16 protein-coding genes are annotated in these 20,930 nt (G+C 58.8%); 1 reads left to right on the forward strand and 15 read right to left on the reverse strand.

Translation table 11 applies throughout. The annotated features are described in order from the left end of the window. Positions 1–87 precede the first annotated feature (87 nt). Entirely contained in the window at positions 88–1,521 is a 1,434-nt protein-coding gene (locus EJA71_RS11250) for a DUF1254 domain-containing protein (protein WP_256671657.1), read from the forward strand. 182 nt (positions 1,522–1,703) lie between these two features. Here the strand turns inward: EJA71_RS11250 and EJA71_RS11255 are convergent, their stop codons facing one another. The 15 genes from EJA71_RS11255 to EJA71_RS11325 all read right to left on the reverse strand — a co-directional run bounded on the left by EJA71_RS11255 (position 1,704) and on the right by EJA71_RS11325 (position 20,923). Continuing rightward, on the reverse strand, positions 1,704–2,999 hold the full coding sequence (locus EJA71_RS11255; RefSeq protein WP_158956817.1) for a DUF1254 domain-containing protein: 1,296 nt from the start codon (positions 2,997–2,999) through the stop codon (positions 1,704–1,706). 397 nt (positions 3,000–3,396) lie between these two features. Further along, positions 3,397–3,702 carry a ribbon-helix-helix domain-containing protein gene (locus EJA71_RS27420; protein ID WP_218576480.1) on the reverse strand — a complete coding sequence of 102 codons (306 nt, stop codon included), beginning with the start codon at positions 3,700–3,702 and terminating at the stop codon, positions 3,397–3,399. Continuing rightward, positions 3,651–4,004 (reverse strand): hypothetical protein, encoded by a 354-nt coding sequence (locus EJA71_RS11265; protein WP_158956819.1) that lies wholly within the window; start codon positions 4,002–4,004, stop codon positions 3,651–3,653. The genes EJA71_RS27420 and EJA71_RS11265 overlap by 52 nt, the downstream gene beginning before the upstream one ends. A gap of 600 nt (positions 4,005–4,604) precedes the next feature. Continuing rightward, a complete protein-coding gene (locus tag EJA71_RS27555) occupies positions 4,605–5,198 on the reverse strand; it encodes a hypothetical protein (RefSeq protein WP_256671659.1) in 594 nt (197 codons plus the stop codon). Continuing rightward, complete coding sequence (locus EJA71_RS11275; RefSeq protein WP_158956821.1) at positions 5,195–5,764, reverse strand: hypothetical protein; 570 nt, start codon at positions 5,762–5,764, stop codon at positions 5,195–5,197. Before EJA71_RS11275 ends, EJA71_RS27555 begins: the two co-directional genes overlap by 4 nt. Continuing rightward, positions 5,761–7,446 (reverse strand): DUF3987 domain-containing protein, encoded by a 1,686-nt coding sequence (locus EJA71_RS11280; protein WP_158956823.1) that lies wholly within the window; start codon positions 7,444–7,446, stop codon positions 5,761–5,763. The genes EJA71_RS11275 and EJA71_RS11280 overlap by 4 nt, the downstream gene beginning before the upstream one ends. Further along, entirely contained in the window at positions 7,443–8,489 is a 1,047-nt protein-coding gene (locus EJA71_RS11285) for a toprim domain-containing protein (protein ID WP_256671662.1), read from the reverse strand. Before EJA71_RS11285 ends, EJA71_RS11280 begins: the two co-directional genes overlap by 4 nt. Beyond that, the gene (locus EJA71_RS11290; protein ID WP_158956825.1) at positions 8,489–8,713 is read right to left on the reverse strand and encodes an AlpA family transcriptional regulator; all 225 of its coding nucleotides are present in this window, start codon (positions 8,711–8,713) and stop codon (positions 8,489–8,491) included. Before EJA71_RS11290 ends, EJA71_RS11285 begins: the two co-directional genes overlap by 1 nt. 137 nt (positions 8,714–8,850) lie before the next feature. Further along, a complete protein-coding gene (locus tag EJA71_RS11295; RefSeq protein ID WP_158956827.1) occupies positions 8,851–9,753 on the reverse strand; it encodes a DUF6387 family protein in 903 nt (300 codons plus the stop codon). Positions 9,754–9,851: 98 nt separating this feature from the next. Then, complete coding sequence (locus EJA71_RS11300) at positions 9,852–11,096, reverse strand: integrase arm-type DNA-binding domain-containing protein (RefSeq protein WP_158956829.1); 1,245 nt, start codon at positions 11,094–11,096, stop codon at positions 9,852–9,854. 471 nt (positions 11,097–11,567) lie between these two features. Beyond that, a complete protein-coding gene (locus tag EJA71_RS11305; RefSeq protein WP_158956831.1) occupies positions 11,568–12,380 on the reverse strand; it encodes a YfaP family protein in 813 nt (270 codons plus the stop codon). Between the two features lie 3 nt (positions 12,381–12,383). Then, positions 12,384–14,003, reverse strand: a complete 1,620-nt coding sequence (locus tag EJA71_RS11310) for a DUF2300 domain-containing protein (protein WP_158956833.1) — start codon at positions 14,001–14,003, stop codon at positions 12,384–12,386. A 1-nt stretch (position 14,004) separates the two neighbouring features. After that, entirely contained in the window at positions 14,005–18,579 is a 4,575-nt protein-coding gene (locus EJA71_RS11315) for an alpha-2-macroglobulin (protein ID WP_158956835.1), read from the reverse strand. Further along, the gene (locus tag EJA71_RS11320) at positions 18,576–19,226 is read right to left on the reverse strand and encodes a DUF1175 domain-containing protein (protein ID WP_158956837.1); all 651 of its coding nucleotides are present in this window, start codon (positions 19,224–19,226) and stop codon (positions 18,576–18,578) included. The genes EJA71_RS11315 and EJA71_RS11320 overlap by 4 nt, the downstream gene beginning before the upstream one ends. Continuing rightward, positions 19,211–20,923, reverse strand: coding sequence for a DUF2138 domain-containing protein (locus EJA71_RS11325; protein WP_158956839.1), 1,713 nt, complete (start codon positions 20,921–20,923; stop codon positions 19,211–19,213). Before EJA71_RS11325 ends, EJA71_RS11320 begins: the two co-directional genes overlap by 16 nt. Positions 20,924–20,930: the final 7 nt, after the last annotated feature.

Here is a 20,930-nt window from a genome sequence, read left to right on the forward strand (position 1 = left end):
GCCCATAAATTCGACTCTACGCCGCAGATGTCAAACCATGCGAGGAAGTCGACGATGACACACGCTTTAAGAACCCTTACATCAGCCATGGCCGTTCTGGCCTTTTGTACACCCGCGCTCCACGCTGAGGAGCAAGCTCAAGTCAGTCCTGCGAGCCTCACGCAGCCGACCAGCGATGTGACCATGCACACCGAGTACGCCAAGACGATTGCGCGTATGGCGTATGTGTGGGGTTGGCCAATGGTGAACATGCTCAACCGCAGCCAGACCATCACCAAGGCGCCCAAGCCCGGTCTGCTGGGTGGGATTCTACCGGTGGCACCCTTCGGCCATGTCTCGATGTTGCATGATTACATTCTGCCGTCAGAGACCTTCGTCACTTGCCCGAATCAAGACGTGACCTATGGCTTGGGCTTTTTCTCGCTGGACGAGCAACCGGTCATTGCCCAGGTGCCGGATTTCGGTGATCGCTTCTGGGTCTATGCCCTGTACGACCAGCGTACCGACCAGTTTGGCGAAGTGGGTAAGCCGTACAAAACCAAACCCGGGTTTTATCTATTGGTCGGGCCCAATTGGAAGGGTGAGAAACCTGAAGGCGTCGAAGGCATAATCCGCAGTCCCACGGCGTTGGCCAACGTCATACCAAGGGTGTTCATGGACAGCACGCCCGAAGATCGCAAGGCCATTGAGGAGAGTCTCAACCAGATTGTCTTTTACCCCCTCAGCGATTTTGACGGGAAAATGAAAACCGTTGACTGGAAGCAATCGCCCATCATCCCTAACCCGAATGCTTCCTCTGCCAGTGCCGGTGAAACCAAATGGGTGGTCCCCGAGAAGTTCTTTGATGAGTTCCCGCAAATACTGAAAATGGTTCCACCGCTACCCGGTGAAGAATCGCTCTACGCCCAATTCCGGCAGTTGATGGATGCCGCCGCCAAGGACCCTGCCATCAAGCAAGCAATCGTTGAGGTAGCCAAGCAAGCTGAGCAGGAGGTGATCAAACCTTTCTTCCAGTGGAAACATAACGGTCGTCCGGCCGGCAATGGCTGGAACCGATCCGCCAACAACGCCCAGTGGGGTGTGGACTACTACAATCGCACCGGCACGGCCAAGTCGAACATGTTCGACAACCGCCCCACCGAAACTCAATACTTTTACAGTGATCTTGATGGCGCCGGTGCACAGCTCAATGGTAGCCATGGCTACGAAGTCACATTCGCCAGAGGGCAAGAGCCACCGGTTCAGGGGTTCTGGTCACTGACGCTCTATAACCAGCACCACTTGTTTAGCGACAACGCGCTCAAACGTTACTCCTTGGGCACCAAGAACAAGGATCTGAAGCACAATGCCGATGGGTCGCTGACGTTGTATGTGGGGCCAACTTCGCCGGGCAAGGACAAGGAAACCAACTGGCTGCCTTCGCCGAAGGAGAATATCTCTTTGTACATCCGAGCGTACTGGGGCGAGCAGGCCATCCTCGATGGTAGTTGGAAGCCGCCGGTCATCAAGAAAGTCAAATGATGTTGGCTTGCTGGCGACCGATAGCCGGTCGCCAGCAAGTTTTTGGCGCATTTCTAATGACCGCTTCTGTTCGATTGTTGCCAGCCCCAAAGGGCGACAATCGACCCTTGGCAGCCGTTCGAGCACCGCATGCTGCTCAATGACGCACGGCAATGCCGTAGGCCACTGAGCAACAGCGCTGACTACTTGTCTACGGCTTCGATGGCAGGGAATTTATACGCGCCTTCCTGGACTGCTTTGCTCGGGCCGTACATACGCATGATGATGTAGGCGTCTTTCTCCGGGATAGGCAGATAGTTGGGGTTGCTACCGTCGCCTTTGGCACTCATTTCGATGGTGTACATTCCATCGGCGTCAGGCTTGAGCGTGCGGTCACCACGACTGTGGCGATTCAAGTCATTGTGCGCCATCAGACGGTTGTCCGAGGCATAGACTGTGAACGACCAGAACTGGCTGACGTCGGGCGCCTTGAGGTGCATGCGGTACTTCTGGCCATTGGCACCACTGATGTGTTTACCGCTGCTGTCGGTTTCCGATTTTAGGTAGACGCTCTCATCCGGCGGCAAGCCCCACTGACCGAGATAAGTACCCTCGGCGAACAGGTCACGCTCGCCGTCACCCAACTGTTCGCGAGTGCCCAGCAACTTGCCGGCGTTGGTCATCTTCGGCGCCAGTTCCTTGATGTGCTTCATGCCCAGCTCTTCGCCCGTTTTTGCGGCGGCGAGTTGTTCCGGGGTGAACTTCTCATTGCATGGTACAAGGCCAATGTCCTTGTACTGATCCAGCCACTTCTTGTCGGCGCTGCCCATGGTGCCGTCACACAGTACCGCGTTGACTCGCTGCAACCAGTTGGTCTTGGCCGGGTCGAGGTAAGTGCGTTGCTTTTCTTTCGGCCCTGGCTCGCCCAGATAGGCCGACAGCGTCCGCACGTTCCAGTCGTCCATGTACTTGAGTGCGAATTTTTCATCGTCGGGGCTGGTGGCCATGATTCGGCCCATCACCTTCACCAGGTTGGAATCAACGCGGATTACTTCGTCGACACTTGGTGGGACTTCGCCTTTCCAGTCCTTGGCGGCGAACATGAAGTGGCCGCCCTTAGTGCCGCGAGTGCGGGCGCCGATCATTGAGGTGGTGTAGTGGCCCATGTCCATGGTGTGCAGGACCCAATAACGACCCTTGTCCATGTCGGGCACGCTGATGATCACCGGTTCCGATGCGACGTCCAGCCAACCCATGAGGTGGAGGGTGTCGTTGTTGATGGTCGGGTGCGCGGTATAGGTGTCGTCGGCCAGGTGACGGATGTTCTGGAAGCGATTGAGTGGAGTGTCGGTTTTCACCGCCGTTTCATAGAAGAACTTGTAGGCTTCATCTATCGAGTAGGCATAGATGTAGGCGTCTTCTGCGACTTTGTCCGAAATCTGGGCAAAGGCCGGAACCGCTATTGAAAGCAGGGACGCGGCAAGTATGGCTCTCTTCATGAGAACTCCCGTTACGCTTGAATGGAGTTGGAAGTTTAGTCATGAATCCGAGAAGGTCTTTTTTGGCTTAAATTAGCTGCTGGAGAACGTCCGCTTCTGGCCGATTGTTGCCTGTCGCGAAGGGCCGCAGTCGACCCAAAGCCAGTATCTTTCTAACGTCTTACATGATCGGTTGACGAGGGCCATCTGTTCGATGGAAGTGTTACCCGGCTGGCCGATTGCTGACTATCTCAGTCGGCGGAAATCGACAAGAAACCGCCATCCAACGTACATAAAGCCACGATTTTTTGAGTGTTCTGCTTTATATACGCGCGCACGCGCGCATGCGCGTACTGGTCTGAAAATCATCAAAATCCGCACGCTTAGGGCCGACGACAATCCAACTGTTTCAGAACGCTTAGGGAACTGCTGAAACACGGTTCTGGAACAGAACCACGTCACGCTCCAGCTTCTCTTCGATAGCCAGACGCACGAACTCTGAACGGTTGGCGCTGGGATAACGGATCAGCCGATCAATCGCGTTCACGGTTTCAGTTTCAACTGACACAATCAGCCGGGTCTTGGGTGTTTCCTTGAATATCATGTTTTTGCTCATGGTTTTTGGCCTGACGGGTGGTGCGGTTTCATGGGGGCTCAGCAGTGTTTTGGCGATCAGTGATCCACAGGAGGAGCATGCCAGTCCGGATTGCTGCGGATCAGACATGTCACGGCCTTAGGCAATTGGTGTTGCTGTTCCACCAAGTCATGCTTGTCGAGAAAACCTTGCTTTAGTAAGTACTCGGGCGAGGCGCCCAGATGGGCCGCCAGGCAACGCAGCCAGTCCTCGCCATCCATTACGGGCGTCGGTTGCTTCGCCAACTTGCCGGCAAGGGCCTTGGCGATTTCCTTGTCGGTCAGCACTCGTTCGATACCTGGCACGGGCACTACAGATAGCAGCAGAGCGCCATGGGGCCGCAAAGCATCCTGCTCGTCCTCTGCCGCAGTCTGCTCGAGGAAATGCCGCACGACCGCTCCGGACTCCAGAACCACCAAGTGGAGCCATGCCAGTGGTGCGTGTGTATGCACGGATGAACATGGTTTGCTTTACGTTTCAGTTTATGTGCACATCAAGTGATACACACATCCGGATTCAAAGGGGGCTGAAATAATTGGTTTTTTGCGGAATGAGAAGGTTCTTTCCGTTGCAGTAAATCGGAGGCAGGCAAAGTGATACAGGGATGAATTATTGGTTAAGTCCAATCCCAGGTTTTGCTTGGATCAGATCGGAAGGAATTACAGAGTGATTAGAGCGGGAGGGAAGGTCTGCTCCTGCGAACGGGACGGTGAGTGCGAGTCCTACCCGGTTTTCCAACGCGATGTGGCTGATTACATCAGGACTAAATATTCAATCGAGCCAACAACTGGGGCAAATGAACGGATTCGGCGCTACTTGGAGCGTAGTAATTTGTTTGATTGGGGTTATGCGCCATCCGTGGCGCTTTGGCTCAGTCCAGAATTTCGCGACGAATCTTGTCTTGCTCCCGCAACTCTTCGGCCAAATCTCGCAGCAGCGGTCTAATCCCGCCTGTCCAGGCATTGCACGACGAAGCAGCCTTACCCTCAGCGCTACGAGGTCCGGTGCTTTGGTCCCAAGGTCGCCATTGCCGGATCAGCTCCGCCTGCCGTGCTCGTCGCTCGGGTGTCCAGCCGTTCGCCATGCTCAACCTCCAATAGTTCGTTCTGCGCTTTTTTGATTTTCCGCGTGCGCGCGGGTTTCTCTGGGATACCGTTGTTGACCTGGACCTGATTACCGATGTTCGCCTGCTTTACGAAAGCGACCTGCTTGGGGGCCTTGAGTTCGCCCAAGGTCTGTAAGGTGGCCCGGGCCTGATTCTGGGCCTTGAGTGCCAGGCGCATGTAGGACTCCAGCCCGCTCATGTTTTTAGACGACAGTGCCCGGCCCGCAAGATGCACGAAGAGAGCATCCAGGGTGTGCGCTTGCGACACCAACATGCCTTCTGCTCGGGTCATGTCGCCGCGGTTGATTGCAGTCGTCTGCCGACCCAGTTCCAGGACAGCCTCGAGGAATGGCGTCTGGCCGAGCAGGTTACTGCTGACAAGCAATGCGGCGTTCTTGCACTCCGGAGTCAGGTAATTGCGGGCATTGGCCTTTTCCTCATTCTCCTCAATGACAAACTCCACTGCCGGGGCATCGTTCATTTGCTCGCCTCCATCGGGGTGTTGTTATAACGCTGGCGCAGATCAAGGCCAGCCACGCAGTAACGACCGGCTGCCGTATAACAGTCAGGGCAACTCATCCAGTGGTTGTTGTACGCCACAGCGGCCTCTCGCCATGCCTGTGACGCCGTAGCGGCGGTGTGGATGATGTGCTGCAGCTTAACGTCCTCCACCGCGTGGACTTCGGCCGATTGCTCGACACGCTGCGGCCTGTCGATCCACGCCGGGCTAGCTCGGATGATGTTGGCCACTAGCACGACGTCCGCATCGGCCAGCTCGACAAGGTCGTGCGGCTCCAAATGCCCCTCCTCCAGCAGTACGGCAGGACGGGTATCAAGCAGGCGTGCGACACGGTTAAGCCAGGCGCTCGACAGGATCGGATCGTTGGCGGCACCCAGTGCCGCGATGATCTCGATTTTGTGCGCGATCAGTTCGGCCAGCAGATCGGCGGGCGGTTGGCGCTCCGCGTAGAACTGCAACGCGCCATCGCCGTGGATCATTGACACGCCGGCATTGGCGGCGCGACGAATCAGGTCGGCGGCGTTCATACCGTCATGCTCCAACCGCTGGTGCCTTCTGCAGACGCAGGCGGCGAATTTGGCGATTTTGGCGAAAATTCTTGAATATGCTGGATGCTGCTGTGGCGAACGAGTGGCGAAGGTTGGCGAATTTCACCAGGCACGTTAACGCTGCGATCTTGCTCAGCCGTAGATTCGCCATCGTTCGCCATGAGTTCGCCGACCACTACGTCTGCGTTGACGCTGGTTTTCGCCGGATTCGCCAAATTCGCCACTTCATGGACGTGCTGGTGCGGATTGATCTCGAATGCTTGGTTATCGCCTTTTGGGAAAACCACCCACCCGGCTGTGATCAAGGTAAGCAAGGCACCACGAGCCTTGGCCACAGGGCGAAACTTGCGCGGCCCTACCTTAGTAATAGCCGTCACAGTGCGTACAGTAGGCTGCATCTTCAGCCATTCGAGCAGCTCCAATGCTTCGCGGTTACCGTTGGACTCTGCCGCGTTTTGGCCGAGGTAGCGCGACCACTCCTGCAGTGAATGCTCAACAATCTCGCAAGCCGCGATCATGGTCTGCTCGCTAATCTCCGGCTCCCCCTCGAAAAGCGCGAAGACGGCGGCGACTCGACGTACCAATTCGCCGCTGCGACTGGCAAACGGCTTGAGTGGCCCGCCATACTCGCCAAGGCTCCCTTGCTCGACCTCAACGCGGTTGTAGAACGCCATCCAAACCAGCTCAGCCTCTTGCGTCAACTCGATGACAGGTGGTTTCACCGCACCATCTGGGTCGGAGAACGACTTCATCCGCGCGATTTCTTCGCAGCGATCCCAATAGCGTTGCACTGCCGGGTCGCAGTGGGCACTGGCTTTCATCGTTTCGATGGTCAACAAGCGAGTACCCGCCAGCGAAGGCGCAGCGGCCATCAGGAAACGAGGAAGGAAGCCCTGCCCTTGCAGCAGCGGATCGTTGAGCGCCGACCGTACCGTGACTTCCTGAGCCAACATATGAATGCCGAAGCGGCGGTCATAGGCAATGCCGTTGCCAAACTCACCTACCCGGTCACGCTCGACCCGGCCACTATCGAACAATTTGACCAGCCCCCCGATAGTCGCTGCGACGGTGTCGGATTTCATGCTGTGCCCGCCGAGAATGCGGCCACCTTCATCTGTGGTCCACATGGCTGAGGACATGCCATTAACGAAGTCACCGGCAATACGCTCGTAGGTAGCATCGGCATACATCGTGCGCGGATTGCTTGGCAACGCTACCTGTTCCTTGAACTCTTGCAATGCCTTGCCGCTCTTACCTTCTTGCATACTGCGGTACTGGGCCATTGTCCTGGTGTACTCATCACGATTGGTCCGCTCAGCTTCTTCGATGATCTTGAAGGCAAGTCGGTAGCATTCGCTCTTGCGATCACCGGAATCGGCCAGGGCCAACTGAAACAGCGAGCAAGGAATGCCCTCCGGATTATGCAGATGTGGCGCGTTGACCCGCGGTTGTGCCAGGTAGGCGGCGGCAGCGATGAAGCATTGGGCTGCCAGCGCTACCGGCGCGGCGACAAGTCGGGCGGTGGCGAGCACAGCATTACGCATGGTCCGTGGAAGGCTGTTGCTCGGATATGGCTTAGGCGGCAACTCAATTGGCAGCGGATCAGGCTCGCGCCATTCGATGGCCGGCTCTTTTACTTCGGTCATCAGTGACCCGTTCATACCAGGCCCTCCCGCCAGACGGCCAAATCGTTGAAGTCGGACAGATGCAGCGGCGCACTCTTCGGCCAGGCTGGCAGGACGTAGCCGCAGTTAAGCATCGCAGCCGCATGGATGGCAGCCAGCTTGCCCGCGTTGGGCTTGCCCTCGGATTCTTTGGCACGGTCATCGTCGCCGCCGATGATCAGCACGGCATTGGGATAGCGGCGCTTGAGCTCCAAGCCAGCCGGAGGAAGATTGCCAGCGCTCATCGCAGCAGCGACCGGCTTGCCGGTCTGCTCGTGAAGCGTGGCGGCCGTGGCGATACCCTCGACGATGAACAGCTCGACGCCAGGCTCGACACGCCCGAACGGACAGTAGCAGCCGGTGATTCGGCCACCTTTAAGGAAACTCTTTTTGCCATTGGCCTTGATGCGCTGAAGGCTCACCAATTCGCCGCGCCAGCAGATGGGGACCAGCAGCACGCTGCCGAGCTGACGCAGATGGTGAGGTTTAATGCGCTTGCGGGCCAGGTACGGATGGTTTGGATCAGCTGGGCCGGCGAGCGCCCAATCGCGACGCGCAGGAGTGGCGGCCTGCTCCCACTTGGCCCGCGTTTCTACATCAGCCTGCTGCAGACGTTGTTCACGCTGGCGGGCGATACGCTGGCGCTCGATTTTCTCGGCGAGCAGGTCACGTTTGTGGTCACCGTCAAACGGCAGCCCAAGTTGCCCAGCAATAATGCGAGCGGCATCGATCTGCCGGCAGCCGCGCAGATAGGCCAGCAACGACACAAGGTCGCCGCCTTTGTCACCACTGGCGAAGTCGTGCCAGATGCCAGTGTGCAGGTTGATGCTGAACGACCCGGGCTTACGGTCACCGCGCACCGGATTGATCGCCCAATATTCTTTGCCCTTGCGAGTGCCATCCGGCAGCCAGTCAATCAGCAGATTGTAGATATACACCAGAGCGGAATTAGCGATGCGCTGAATCAGTGCGTGGATTGGCATCAGTGCAAAGCCGCGGGCGTGGTTACTCTGCGGGCGAAGGGAGTGGCCGTTTTTCATTACTGGCACTCCAACTGCTCGGAAATCCAAGCTTCTACTTCCAGAGAGTCCCAGCCAACAACATGCGAGCCTGCGATGCGGCGGGCCTTAGGAAAACGGCCCTCTTTCATCAAATCGTAGATTTTGGTACGTCCCAAACCCGTTGCAGACTTCACAGTAGGGAGCCGCATGATGCGACGCTGGGTGGTTTTCTGTTGGGCGTATTCTTGGTTGGTTGCAGCCATTGTCGTTTTCCTCTCGACTTCGCAGCGGCGCTGCGGATGGCTACGTATTCAATACACCAACGCGGGTGAGTTCGATCCAAGTGTCTACTATCAACAGTTTCCGGAAACACTCAGCCCTCGAGTGTTTCCGGAAAGACTCAGTCCTTGAGTTCTTCCGGATCGGCTGGAACTCGGGCAGCAACCATCGCTTGAAGGGTCGATAAGCTAGCCATCAGATCTGCAGCCAACAGGACTAAGGTTTTGCGCAAATTAGCCTCGCCAGCGTCGTATTTGCTTACGGCTGCGGACATTACCCGGTCGGGAATATTGGTGTCGGTCTCCATCGCCCAAATCAATAGGTCGAGGTATGGCAGCAGCCCATAACGTGCCCAATTCGTATGAGATGGTTTTTGACGCTTTGCTTTGGTCTGCTGATTAGCACGGACTTCCTTCAGCCACATATCAATTCCTTGTTTAATCTCGCCATCGGTTGCATCGAGATTAATCATGACGGCCGCCCTGATTACTGGCTCTAGGGCGAAAGGACGATGATAAATAGCCTTGCGGCTAACCGCCTCGCACTTGAAGGTGTCTATGTAATCTTGCAACAGGGACGAGGTTCCGCTCCTTTTTGTCGTCAAGGCTCCTTGTACAAGCACGCCGTGCATGTCACCTATAGTCATGCTCGATACAGGTTGCGCGTTCTTGATGTATTTATTGTCCCACTCAACTGCGAATGGGGATTCGCGCAACGCAGAGGCAGCGTTACCAACCCATTTCCTCCATTCAGACATCGCTTCGGCGTCATCCATAGCGACCTCTCCGGCGAACAATAATGCTCCGTCCGATACGATTTCACCGTTCTCATCTTTGTATGTGATTTCCTTGGCGATAGCGCGCGTTATCGTCCGACGAATAGGGTATTCCGGATTGTTCGTCAGCAACCATTTTCGATAGGCCAGTTGCTCGAACCACTCTTTGTCCCCGAACGTTTCAGCCTGGCAGTACTTCTCCAGATCAAACCAAACCGGCAGGTCTTTTACTCGGTCAATTTTTGCCACTGCTGCGCCTCCACAGGCGACCCACATAGAACGTGACCAGTCAGCAGGGTGGGTATTCCCGCTTTTCGCCCAACCGGGTTAGGCTGGTCGTAACCTGATCAGGCGCGCTTGAAGCCACCTTGAATGACGTTTGACGCTGGCGGCGTGGTAATGAAATTCGCCCAATCAGCCATCAAGGCACGGCGTTTCTCGAGGAAATCGGATCGGGAGTAAGCGGCCTCGGTCTGGTCGCGCTCGTCATGGGCTAGAGCCAGCTCACAGACTTCACGCGGATATTGAGTACATTCGTTTGCCCAGTCACGGAAGCTCGACCGGAAGCCGTGACGGGTCACATCGTCATGCCCGAAGCCGTGCAACAGGTTGCGGATAGCGTTGGCATGCATAACGCCAGTCTTGCCCTGACCAGGGAAAAGGTACGAGCTGTCGTCGTCGCGCGGCAGGGCTTTCAGCAGCTCAACGACCTCGGGAGCAAGGGGAATGTTGAAGGCTTGGCGCATTTTCATCCGCTCGGCAGGCAGTGACCATATACCGGCCTTCAAGTCGAACTCCGACCATTTTGCAAAGCGGACCATGAGCGCCCGCGCACCAGTGAAGATGAGCAGTCGAGCCGCCACAGAGGCGCGAGTTTCGTCCATCGCCAGCTTGACCATAAGTGTCGGCACATCCTTCCACTTCATCGCAGGGAAGTGCTGGCGCTGGCGAGCTTTTTTCTTTTCTACCTTGCTCAGCAGGCTGTCCAGATGTCCGCGCCAGCGTGCCGGATTGTCGCCATCACGCAACTTGTGCGCTTTAGCGGCATCTAGGATCTGCTCGATTTGTCCACGCACCTCGTCGGCAGTGCGGGTCTTGGTTGCCCAGATGGGGCGAAGTACTTTCAGGACCTGCTCGGTCTGAACCTCAGCAGCAGGCAGCTTGCCGATGATGGGGAAGGCATACAGCTCCAGTTTTCGCAGCCAGCCTTTACGCCACTTTTCCGACCAAGTGGAACCATGAGCGTTGCGGTATTCAGTCGCAAGCGACTCAAAAGTCACCCGACGCGATTGCGCTTGTCGCTCGGCTTCGCGCTTCACCTCTCGCTCGAAATCACGGGCGGCCAGAGGGTCACTGCCAGCAGCCAAGATCTTGCGTTGATCTGCGGCCAGTTCGCGGGCCTTCGCAAGAGTGATGGTTGGATAAGGACCCAGGCCCATTTCACGACCTTTGCCCTCAATCTTGTAGCGGAAGATCCAACTGGACACCCCAGCTTTGCTTATCTGGAAATACAGACCATCACCGTCGTTGGTCTTGCCTGCGTCTCCAGACCGGGCAAGTGATTCGATTGCCTTGATCGTCAGCTTGCCCATAAAAGCTTCCTCAATCCGACCCACACTTTGACCCACACCTTAATCGCGGTTTTCAGCGATCAACGGCGGACACTTATGAACTGATAGTAGGCTTAAAGCCTTGTAAAATCTAGGCTTTGAGGAAGTCTGCGAAAAGCTGCGAACTAAAGAAATGCCGGCCACAAGCCGGCTTTTTTAATGCCTGAAAGAAAGTGCGGATAGTCCGAGTTGAAAAAAATCGAGGTCACGCCGATCAGAGGGGCTGCATCAGACACTTAAATATGTCGTCGACCGGGTCAAGCTGCCGCTCAATCAGTCATTGCTCAGCGAAGATAATGAAAAACTCATTGGTGTCGTCACCGAACGACTCGCCGCGCCACAGCGAGTAAAGGTAAGTCTGCATGAACTGTGATTCTCATGCGGCTATCCATAATCCAGAAATAGGTCAGCAACCTGCTGACCTACTCATCTGCGCTAGAGCACCTTGCCCCCTCACGGATAACTAAACGACTTCACCAACGTCAACTCCCCCACCGCGCGCATCGGGATCAGGAACGTCTCCATCTTCTCGCTCGGCGTGCCTTCTTCGGTGATCACCGTCACCTGCGCGGTGGTCAACGGTTGCACGGCTTCATCCCCGCCCTCGTCATCACCGCGATACCCTCCGCCGTAATAATTCACATACACCAGATACTGGCCCTTGATCGGCGCGGGCATGGCGAAGATTTCCGGGCCGTAGCCGGTGGTCACGTCGACGTCGAGCGCTGCGCCGTTGGCGGCGGTGCGGTTGCCGTACCAAATATGTGCGCCGTCGGGGGTGACGAGGTGCAGGTCGAGGTCAGTGCCGTCGCTGTCCCAGGCCAGCAATACGCGCAGTTTCGCCGGGGTGGCGCCGCCGCTGGTATTGAGAAATTGCGTGCGGTGACGTTGCTGGCCGTCGGGGCTGCGCACTTCGACGCTGTTGCTGCCGTTGGGGAAGGAGAACGGACGGTCGAAGTGGCCGCTGTCGTCGATTTTCAGTGGCATGCTGACGCCGTTGACGATCAGCCGTCCGGGCTCGTTGCTCTTGGGCGAGGCCTTGATATCGCCGCTGATGCGGGCGGTGTTGGCCTGGCCGACCGGAGTGTTGACCGACGAGGCCGGGTAGTTGACGGTTTGGCGGAAGCTTTCGCCCTCGCCTTCGGGCGCGCCGCTGCGCCAGCCGCCGACCGGGGTGTCGAGTTTGACGCTGTCGGCGGCGAAGGCCGGCGATAGCGCGGTCAATGTGCAGAGCAGCAGCAAGACCTGTGGATAACGGAGTGTCATGGTCTATTCCAGCAAAAGGTGACGGGCGAGCCCTTCGATGTAGGTTTCATCCTGGCCGTTGGGATGAGCTTCAAACGCCAGGTGCAGATATTCGTGGGTCAGGTCGAGGCGATCCTGCAAGGTCAGTACGCCGCGCACGTAGATACGCTGGCGTTCGCGGTCGACGAAGGGACGGCCGAAGGCGAGTTTGCACACGGCGAAAGTGCTGACGTCGTTGTAGCCGGTTTCGCTTTCCAGCTTCGGACGCCAGCCCCGTCGTTGTTTTTGCAGCCAGTCTTGTGCAGCAGGCAATGCTTCGCAGGAGGCAACCGGATTGTCCCAGCGGCTGAGGCTGGCGCGCGGATAGGCGTGCAGCAGAATGGCGTCGTAGCGCTGACCGGCATTGGCTTGCTCGACGGCTTGTTGCCAGGCGAGTTTGTCCGGGCCGGGTTGATCGGAGTGATAGGTGACGGTGCTTCCGGCCAAAACCAAATCTGCTGTCCATGCGGCGACGTTGCGTGATTCGGCCGAGGCCGGGCGCGGCGCTACACGTTGGCGATTGCTGCTGTCGTCGATGCTCAGGCAATCGCCGTTGCGCGTGGCGTTTTGCAACAGATACGTGCGGATTACGACGGCGAGGGCTTTGGCCGCTTCGGCCGGTTCGGGTCTGGCTTCGCGCTCCAGCACTCGGGCGACGTATTCTTCGCGATCAAGCCTTGCGACGAGTTTGTCGTTGAGCAGAAAAAGTTCACCGTCGCTGTGGATATCCAGCGCGTTGCCGTTGGCGAACTCGACGCGGTAATCGCCCTGCAGCCGACCGGAAGTCACCACTCGCTCGCCAGTCGAAACGCGCCTAAGCGGATAGCGCGAGAACAGTCCGACTTCAACACAACGTCCCGCCTCTGCCGGCCAAGCCGCAGGCAACACCGTCGCCAATGCCTGTCCGTAATGACGTAGAACCATCTGACTGGTCCCGCGACCGCCCGCCCACACTGGCGCGCCATCCACCGTCCAGCCAGCGAAACCACCCTGTCTCGATTGCGGGTCCTGATCACCGAGCCAGCTCCAGGTTTTCACCCGCAGACGCCCGCCCAGTTCGCCGACGACATTGCCGTCTGCCGCGTTCAGCACCACATCGAGCAACACCCGACGCGCCTGATCCTGCGCCGGCAAAGTGGCCAATATTTTGAGTAACTCAACCACGGAAACCCGTTGCGCCGGTTGCACCGACGGCAAATCCAGCAACCACGACGGCGCCTGCCGCGCCTGCCAATACGCACGCCAATCCCCCGCCGCAATTCCCAACCGTGCGGGCTCAAAATACAACCCGCAGGATTTCACCAAGGCCTGATCACGCTCGATCTTGCCGCCCGCCGAACAACAATAAACCTCTTCCTTCGACTGCCCGCGACACTCATACGCCGGCTCCCGTGCGCCGGTATCCACCAGCCATGCGTAGACGAACAACTTCCACAGGCTGCCCAGCGGAGTCTCCAGCGATGACGGCAACGGTTCACGTTTGATCAGTTGCGTCTGACTCAACGACAGCAGCTCGCCCTTGTACGCCACGCGCAACGATTCGTCCTGCGCCGTCGCCAGCGCAGGCATCACACACATCAGCAGCCACAGCAGCGGCCGGGTCATGTCAGTTGACCGTGACCTGACCGAGAGCAACTTTCGCTTCCTGGGCCTGATGCTGCGGTGCGTACACCTGGGTGAAGCGCACCGGCGGCAGGTTGAACTGGCCTTTCTGCGAGAAACGCACCAGATGGCGCAGACGCAATTCGCCGCTCAGGGCATCCACCGGCACCGCGTAAGCGAGTTGCCCCGGTTCGAAGCGCGCCTTCTCCAGCGCGGTCGGTTCGGTGCCGTCCTTGCCCTGCAATTTGATGCCCCACGTGGTGCGCTCGACATCGGCGCCCGGTGGCAGCGGCACTTCGAGCATGCCGTAGCGCAGCGGCTTCGGCGCTTTGCTGGTGAGGATCACTTCGTCCAGATACAGGCTGTCGCTGGACAACGGCTTGCTGCCAACCGGCTCCAGTTTGAAGGTGAAGGCTTCATCGCCCGGCACCAGTCGCGACAGGCGACGGGTGATGGTCACGGCCATCGGATCGACCGGCGGTTGCTGGGTCTGGAAGCTCAGCGCCGCGCGCAGCGGACGCTCTTGCGTGCCGGACACCGTCAACACGCTCGGCACTGGCGTCGTGCCCTGCCATGTCCAATACATCTCACCGGTTGCACCGTAGTGTTTCTTCCAGCCTTCACCCGGCGTCAACGCGATGGTCGGCGAAGCCTGGGCGATGCTGCGTTGCAGCCAGGTCAGCGCCAGTGCGCGCTCAAGGGTGGACTGCTGCGGTAGCAGACGTTGCAACAGCGCTGTCGCCCGGGCCTGATCGAACGGTTGCAGCGACAGGTTCAGCGCTTCGGCAAACGGCTGCGAACTGACCGACAGACGCTGTTGCGCAGTGGCCACCTGACGATTGAACGCATCCGGCAAGCTCACTTTCGACTGAGTGGCCAGCGCTGCGGTCAACACCCGCGCCGCCGCCAGACCGAGCGCCGAATCCGGATCGCCCATCACCAGACTGTCTTCGCCATCGTCGAGCATGGTTTCAGCATTGCCTTCACCGGCCTTGGCCAGATCCTCCATCAATCCTGTCAGCAACGTATTCACCGGCAGATGCATCTGCTTGGCGAACGACAGAATCAGCGCGCGTTGCAGCAACGGCGTGTTCGGCGCTTGCTTGGCGTACACCTCCAGCACCCGCTGCCAGTGCTCCGGCGGCAAGCTCAGTTCCAGCACCTGGCTGGCGTTGAAGTCGGCGTAATAGGCGTAAGCGGTGAGGAACGCATCCGGCTCACCGTCGTAACCCCACCAAGTGAAACTCGCCGACGGCCCGGCCATTTGCACCAAACGCAGACGGCTGTTCTGCATGATCAAGCGCAAGCGGTCGCGAATCTGCGGATTCGATGCAAGCGATGGATAGGCAATGCTCAACGGCAGCAAACGGCTGGCGGTCTGCTCGACACCGCCATACGGATAGCTGAGCAGATCATCGAGTGCCGAACGGAACAGCGCTTGCGGACTGTCATCCAGACGCAGGCGAATATCCGTCGCGTCCGCCGGCAAACTCAACGGCGTGTCGCCGCTGGCCACATCGAGGCTATGCGTCTGCGTCACTTGCCAGCCGTCACCGGTCGCACTCAGACGCACGGCGAGAGAGTCGGCGGTTTTACCGTCCTGCACCAACTCCGCCGTCCACTCGCCGGAAGCGAGGGCGAGTGCCGGCAGCGGCAGGTAATTGATGCCGTTGTTCAGGGTCACCGGCAGGCGTTGTTCGGCGCCAGCGTAGTGCGTGACCAGTTCAGCCTTGACCGGCTTCTCGGCCTGGCTGAACGCGAATACGCCAAGTTGCGGCTGATCGCCCTTGCGGAATTCGCTCGGCCCGCTCCACTTCAGGTACAGCGGTTTTTCCGAACGGACGAACTGCTTCTTCTGCCCGACCTGACCGTCATCGGCGATGGCGCGTGCGGTGATGCGCCAGCGGGTCAGCGAGTCCGGCATCTTGAAGGTGAAGCGGGTTTTACCGTCGGCACCGGTCAACAACTCCGGTTGCCACGCGGCAGTATCGACGTCTTCACGACGCGGGCGCTCGAGCACTTTCACCCCGCGCTCGCTGCGGTTGGCCTTGCCCGGTGCGCCAGGGCTACCCGGCAACGCAACGTCGTAACTGATGAACGACAGACTGGCGCTGGTGCGCACATTGTTGCGGCGCGGGTGGTAGAAGAATTGGTCGATGGTCGGCGCGACTTCCGGTTGCAGCGCGTAGACCATTTCGTCGACAACGCTGACGGTCAGATGCGCCGGAACCGCTTTGCCGGCGAACTGCGTGGTCAGGTCAACCGTGACCGTGTCGCCCGGCAGATACACTGCCTTGTCGGTGCTGATCGCTACGTCGATTTGCGGCGCGACCACTTTGATCCCGGCGTTCTGGAAACTGTACTGACCGCCCTTGGTGTAGAGCACCGAGAAGGTCAGGTTCGGCGCGAAGTTGTCCTTCACCGGGATGCGCGCGCGGTATTGGGTGTCGCTGAGTTTTTCCAGTTTCAGCCAGTCGCCGCCCTTGGCCAGCAGCGCGGTGGCTTCGACCTTGTCGCGCTCCAGCGAAAGCAGAGCGTCGCTGACCGGTTCCGGGAACGTGATCAGCGCCAGCGCTTCATCGCCAGCCTTGTACTCAGGCTTGTCGAGGACGATTTCCACGGTACCTGGTACCGCTTTGACGCCGTCGCCAGTGACCGCATGCCCGGTGGCACCGAGTACTCGGCCGTGTTGATCTTTCAAGGTCAGGTTGTAGGTGCCCGGACGCTCAAAGGCCAGACTGAAACCTTTATCCGCCGGCGCAAGTTTGCCTTCGCCCGTGCTCTGGTCTTCCAGGCGCACCCAGCCATAGTTGCTCGGCGTCACTGCTTTGCCTTGCTCGCTGCCGCCCTCGTTGGCATAGCTGAACGCGACTTTGTCGCCGACGGCGCTGAAGCGTTGCGGCGCATTCAAGCGGAAGCTCGCGGCACCACGGTCGATAAGAATTTCCTTGGTGGTCTTGACGCGATACGCCGCGCCATCGCTGGCAAACACGGTGAGCATGTAGCGGCTCGGTTTGTCGGCGGCCGGCAGGTCGAGGGTCGCGTTGCCTTTGCTGTCGGTGGTCAGTTCGGTGCTGGTCAGTTCCACCGGGAATTGCCCGAGGTATTGCAGCTCGTTGTCGACCATCGAGAGTTGCTGGGCGCGCAGGCTCAGGGTCAATTTGGCATTGGCCACCGGTTTTCCGTCTGGATAGAGCAACACCAGACTGCCCTTGACCGGCTCGCCAGTGCGGTAGTCCTGCTTGGCCAGATTCAGCGAGATTTCGAAGTGCGGCTTGATGTATTCGGCCACGCGGAAGGCGCTGCTGTAGGCCTGATCCTTGTAGTTGAAGCGGATCTCGTAACCGCCCGCCACCGCATTGTCCGGCAACTGGAAGCGGCCCTGAGTGCCAGCCTTGGAATCAAGTTTCAAATCGAGGCGCTGCAACTCGGTGCCGGTGGCATCGAGCACGCTGACATTGACGTCCGCCGCCCCCGGCAGCACCGAATCCCGCGCATTCTTGAACTCGCGACCGACGATTTTCAGCGACACCCAATCCCCCGGGCGATACAGCGGCCGGTCGGTGAAGGCATAGAGTTTGGTGTCGTAGATTTCGCTGTCGTAATAGAAGTTTTCCGAGACGAAGACGCCGCCCTCTTCGTCCTCGCCGATGACGAACGAACGCTCCGGGCTGACGTGTTTCAGGCGCAGCAGACCGTCAGTGTCGGTCGCGCCGCTGCTCATCACACCGAGGCCATCGGTCCACAGCACATTGACCTTGGGCACCGAACTGCCCTCGTGTTTGCGCGCGGCCCAGACCAGCAATTCATCGCCGGCAATTTTGCTCACTGCCACCGTGTTGGAAACGAAGACCATGGTGGTCGCGCGGTACTTGCCAATCAGCGCTTCGACCAGATACAGACCCGGTTTCAGGTTGCCCAGCGGAATATAAACATTGCCCGGCGCGACGCTGACGAAATCGCTGGAAGAGCCGGCCAGATTGACCCCGGCAGGCGGCTGAATAGGCTTGGCCTGCCACAACGGATAACGGAACTGACTGACCACCGGCAGGCCCGGAATCAGCGCGAATTGCGGCTGCGCGTCGTACGGTGTCGGTGCGGCGATGGCGTTGCCCATCTTCAGCTCCGGCACTTCTTCGGTGACCTGTTTGCGCGATTCATAAGAGAACGCGCGCTGCATCACCCGACGGGATTTGCGGTACCAGTTATCCCACAGGTACGCGAGGGTGTTGGACAGGCCTTCGCTCTTGAACTGGCCGTCGCTGACCACACGATGCAGATTCTTCTGGCGCTTGAGGAAATCCAGCGGTTTGTCGATGCGGTACACGCGAATGTCAGCGCCGCCGTACGGTTCCATGCGGAAGCGGCGGTAATCACGGCCCGGCGCTTCGAGGCGCACCATCGCCTGCTCGTCTGCCGCGAAACTACTGTCGGCGAGCAGGAAAAAGCTCTCGCCGGATATCGGCGTATAACCGCTCGGCTCGACCGAATCTTCGGCGCTGACGGTCGCCATTGGCAGCAACAGCGCCAGCAGCAATGGAATTCGGGAACAGAGTCGCAACATGCGGGCACCGGTCATTGGGAGAGAAAGTTCAGTCGATAGACGCCGATGAAGTTGGGGTTGGCTGCGTCGGGTATCCATCGGGTGTCCTTCCATGTCATGAGTTGCTGCAGGCTTGCCGAACGCATGCCGTTGTCAGTCGGGGTGGTGGTGCCGGTGTGATAGGCGATGTAGCGGCCCATCCAGATCATCAGGTGCTGGTCGTCGCCCTGATCGAAAAACATCAAGTCCCCGGGCCGCGCCTGCGCGACGTCGCGGCTGACCAGATGGCTGTTGAACTGGATCAGTTTGATCGCATTGACATACGGCCCGACCTTGCCGCCGCCCTGCTGCCATTGCTGGGCAAGCTTGCGCTGGTCGTCGCTGAGCGACAGCTCCGGCGGCAGATAACGATTGGACAAGCCATTGCTGCGCAGCCATTTGTCGTCGTGGACCTTCAGCGCTTCGTTGGCGGCAAACCGCACCAGTCCGGCACAGTCCTGCTGATACCAGCGCGGGCTCGGGCCTTGACTCAGTTGCTCTTGGGCGATACGCACGAACCAGGCGCGAAACACCTGGGATTGCGCAGGATTCAGTGCCGGTGCTTCAACGGCTTGCGCCCCCGCACTGAGCAACAGTGCGAGCAGGCCGAGGCTGCGGATCAGTGGCGTCACAGCGCTTTCCATTCCAACGGCAACCATTGCCAGTGACCGTCAGGCTCGCTGCCTTCGGGCAAGGTCAGGGCATATTTGCCGTAACCGCCGAGGGTGCGCAGTTTCGGAATCAGATAGGTTTGCGCGGCGTTGTAAAACACCGGTTCCATGTCTTGCGGCAGGCTGTCGAGGGTTTCCTGCTGCATCAGTTGCGCCATCGAGTCCGGACCGAAGTAGATCGGCATCAGCACGTCTTTGGGCAGCACGTCGGCCATCGGTGGGAAGCGTTTGTCGAGGGTGCCGAGGGCCTTATCGACGAGTTTGTCGTCGAGGGAAAACAGCAGCGTCGAGCCGTGACGGGCGAGGCTGACTTTCATGAACGCCCTGCCGGAAATCGCGTCCGGGTTCTCGGCAGTCTTCGCCGCATAGGGGCCGAAGTTGGAGCTGACCTGACGCTGCCAGACGTGGTTCTGGCCTTCTTGTTTCTCGACCACGGGGAAGACATTTTCTTCAACGTTGGCCTCGAACGCGCCGACCATCGAACCGAACAGTTTGCCGAGGTCACCATCGAGTTTGCTGCTGTCTTCGTCTTTGAGACTGGCCACCAGCAACGGCGTGTACAAACGCGAATCGGCGTACCAGCACAGCCCTGCTGCACCCGCGACGTGTTCGGTGAGGGTTTGCGCCACGGCTTCTTCGGCACCGAGTTTTACCAGCAGCGGTTTTTGCGGTTCGGCAGCGACCGGCAAGGTGACGCAGGCACTGGCGCCCAGCGGCATCGCTTGCCAGACCGGTTTGAAATCGAAGTCCGGCTGGTTTTCCAGTTCGTCCATGGCGAGATAGCTGTGCCAGCCCTTGTCGTCCATGTCGAAGCGCAACCCGGCGAAGTTCGGGATAAAGCGCTGATAGCCCATGGCGAGGACACTGGAATTGACCGATAAACGCTGTTTGGTTTCCGGGGTTTTCGCTGGCAGACCAAAGGCTTCGGGGAACAGTTTTTCGCCGTTGAGCAGTGCCGCCAGCGCTTGCGAAGAGACGTGACCCGACTCTTCAGAGACGCCGTTTTCCGGGTCGTAATACTTGGCAGGGTTCGACAACACCACCAGTTTGTCGCCGTGGGAAGCGAACAACAGGGCTTTGCTGGCGTTGTAGGTCAACTGATACAGCGGCACAGAATCGCCGCCGACTTTGAGTTCGCCCATCTGACTGAGCTGCGTGTCATCCAGCGCGACTTTCGCCAGTGGCTCGAGCAGTTTCGCCAGACCGCCACGGTCCATCACCAGCAGAAAATCTTTCAAGCGACCATCCGCGCCACGCCACAACGCGACATCGGCCGGTTGATCGAAAAGCTGTTCGATCAGGCTGTCCTGCAACTTCAGGTCATGCTCGTAGATGATCCGGCGCAGGCTGCCGATCAGCCCGAGACGGTCGGCATGGGTTTCGTAATAGAAGACGAAATCTTCGGTGAGCGTGGCCTTGAGGAACGGCACGGTCAGCAGGTCCTTGGGCAACTGGCTCAGGGAGCGGGTCTCGAGCAAAGCGTCCGGACGGCTCAGGCCCAGCTTGTCACTCGCCAGTTCCGCCGGCGGCGCCTTGGGCTTGAGCAGCAGCCAGCCAAATCCGCCCGCCACCCCGGCCACCAGGCACAACCCGGCCAGCAGCAAAGGCCAGCGTCGCGAAGGTTTGGCCGCTGGCGTGTCGGCAGCCGAAGTAACAGTGTTATCGCTCATCTTCAAA

The sequence above is a fragment of the Pseudomonas sp. PB106 genome (genome assembly GCF_009764645.1).
Lineage (GTDB): Bacteria > Pseudomonadota > Gammaproteobacteria > Pseudomonadales > Pseudomonadaceae > Aquipseudomonas.

Excerpts from the sequence above, each read along its gene's own strand:
- EJA71_RS11250 (WP_256671657.1), top strand. The coding sequence starts at position 88 with ATGGCCGTTCTGGCCTTTTGTACACCCGCGCTCCACGCTGAGGAGCAA.
- EJA71_RS11255 (WP_158956817.1), bottom strand. The coding sequence starts at position 2,999 with ATGAAGAGAGCCATACTTGCCGCGTCCCTGCTTTCAATAGCGGTTCCG.
- EJA71_RS27420 (WP_218576480.1), bottom strand. The coding sequence starts at position 3,702 with ATGTCTGATCCGCAGCAATCCGGACTGGCATGCTCCTCCTGTGGATCA.
- EJA71_RS27555 (WP_256671659.1), bottom strand. The coding sequence starts at position 5,198 with ATGAACGATGCCCCGGCAGTGGAGTTTGTCATTGAGGAGAATGAGGAA.
- EJA71_RS11275 (WP_158956821.1), bottom strand. The coding sequence starts at position 5,764 with ATGAACGCCGCCGACCTGATTCGTCGCGCCGCCAATGCCGGCGTGTCA.
- EJA71_RS11280 (WP_158956823.1), bottom strand. The coding sequence starts at position 7,446 with ATGAACGGGTCACTGATGACCGAAGTAAAAGAGCCGGCCATCGAATGG.
- EJA71_RS11285 (WP_256671662.1), bottom strand. The coding sequence starts at position 8,489 with ATGAAAAACGGCCACTCCCTTCGCCCGCAGAGTAACCACGCCCGCGGC.
- EJA71_RS11290 (WP_158956825.1), bottom strand. The coding sequence starts at position 8,713 with ATGGCTGCAACCAACCAAGAATACGCCCAACAGAAAACCACCCAGCGT.
- EJA71_RS11300 (WP_158956829.1), bottom strand. The coding sequence starts at position 11,096 with ATGGGCAAGCTGACGATCAAGGCAATCGAATCACTTGCCCGGTCTGGA.
- EJA71_RS11305 (WP_158956831.1), bottom strand. The coding sequence starts at position 12,380 with ATGACACTCCGTTATCCACAGGTCTTGCTGCTGCTCTGCACATTGACC.
- EJA71_RS11310 (WP_158956833.1), bottom strand. The coding sequence starts at position 14,003 with ATGACCCGGCCGCTGCTGTGGCTGCTGATGTGTGTGATGCCTGCGCTG.
- EJA71_RS11315 (WP_158956835.1), bottom strand. The coding sequence starts at position 18,579 with ATGACCGGTGCCCGCATGTTGCGACTCTGTTCCCGAATTCCATTGCTG.
- EJA71_RS11320 (WP_158956837.1), bottom strand. The coding sequence starts at position 19,226 with ATGGAAAGCGCTGTGACGCCACTGATCCGCAGCCTCGGCCTGCTCGCA.
- EJA71_RS11325 (WP_158956839.1), bottom strand. The coding sequence starts at position 20,923 with ATGAGCGATAACACTGTTACTTCGGCTGCCGACACGCCAGCGGCCAAA.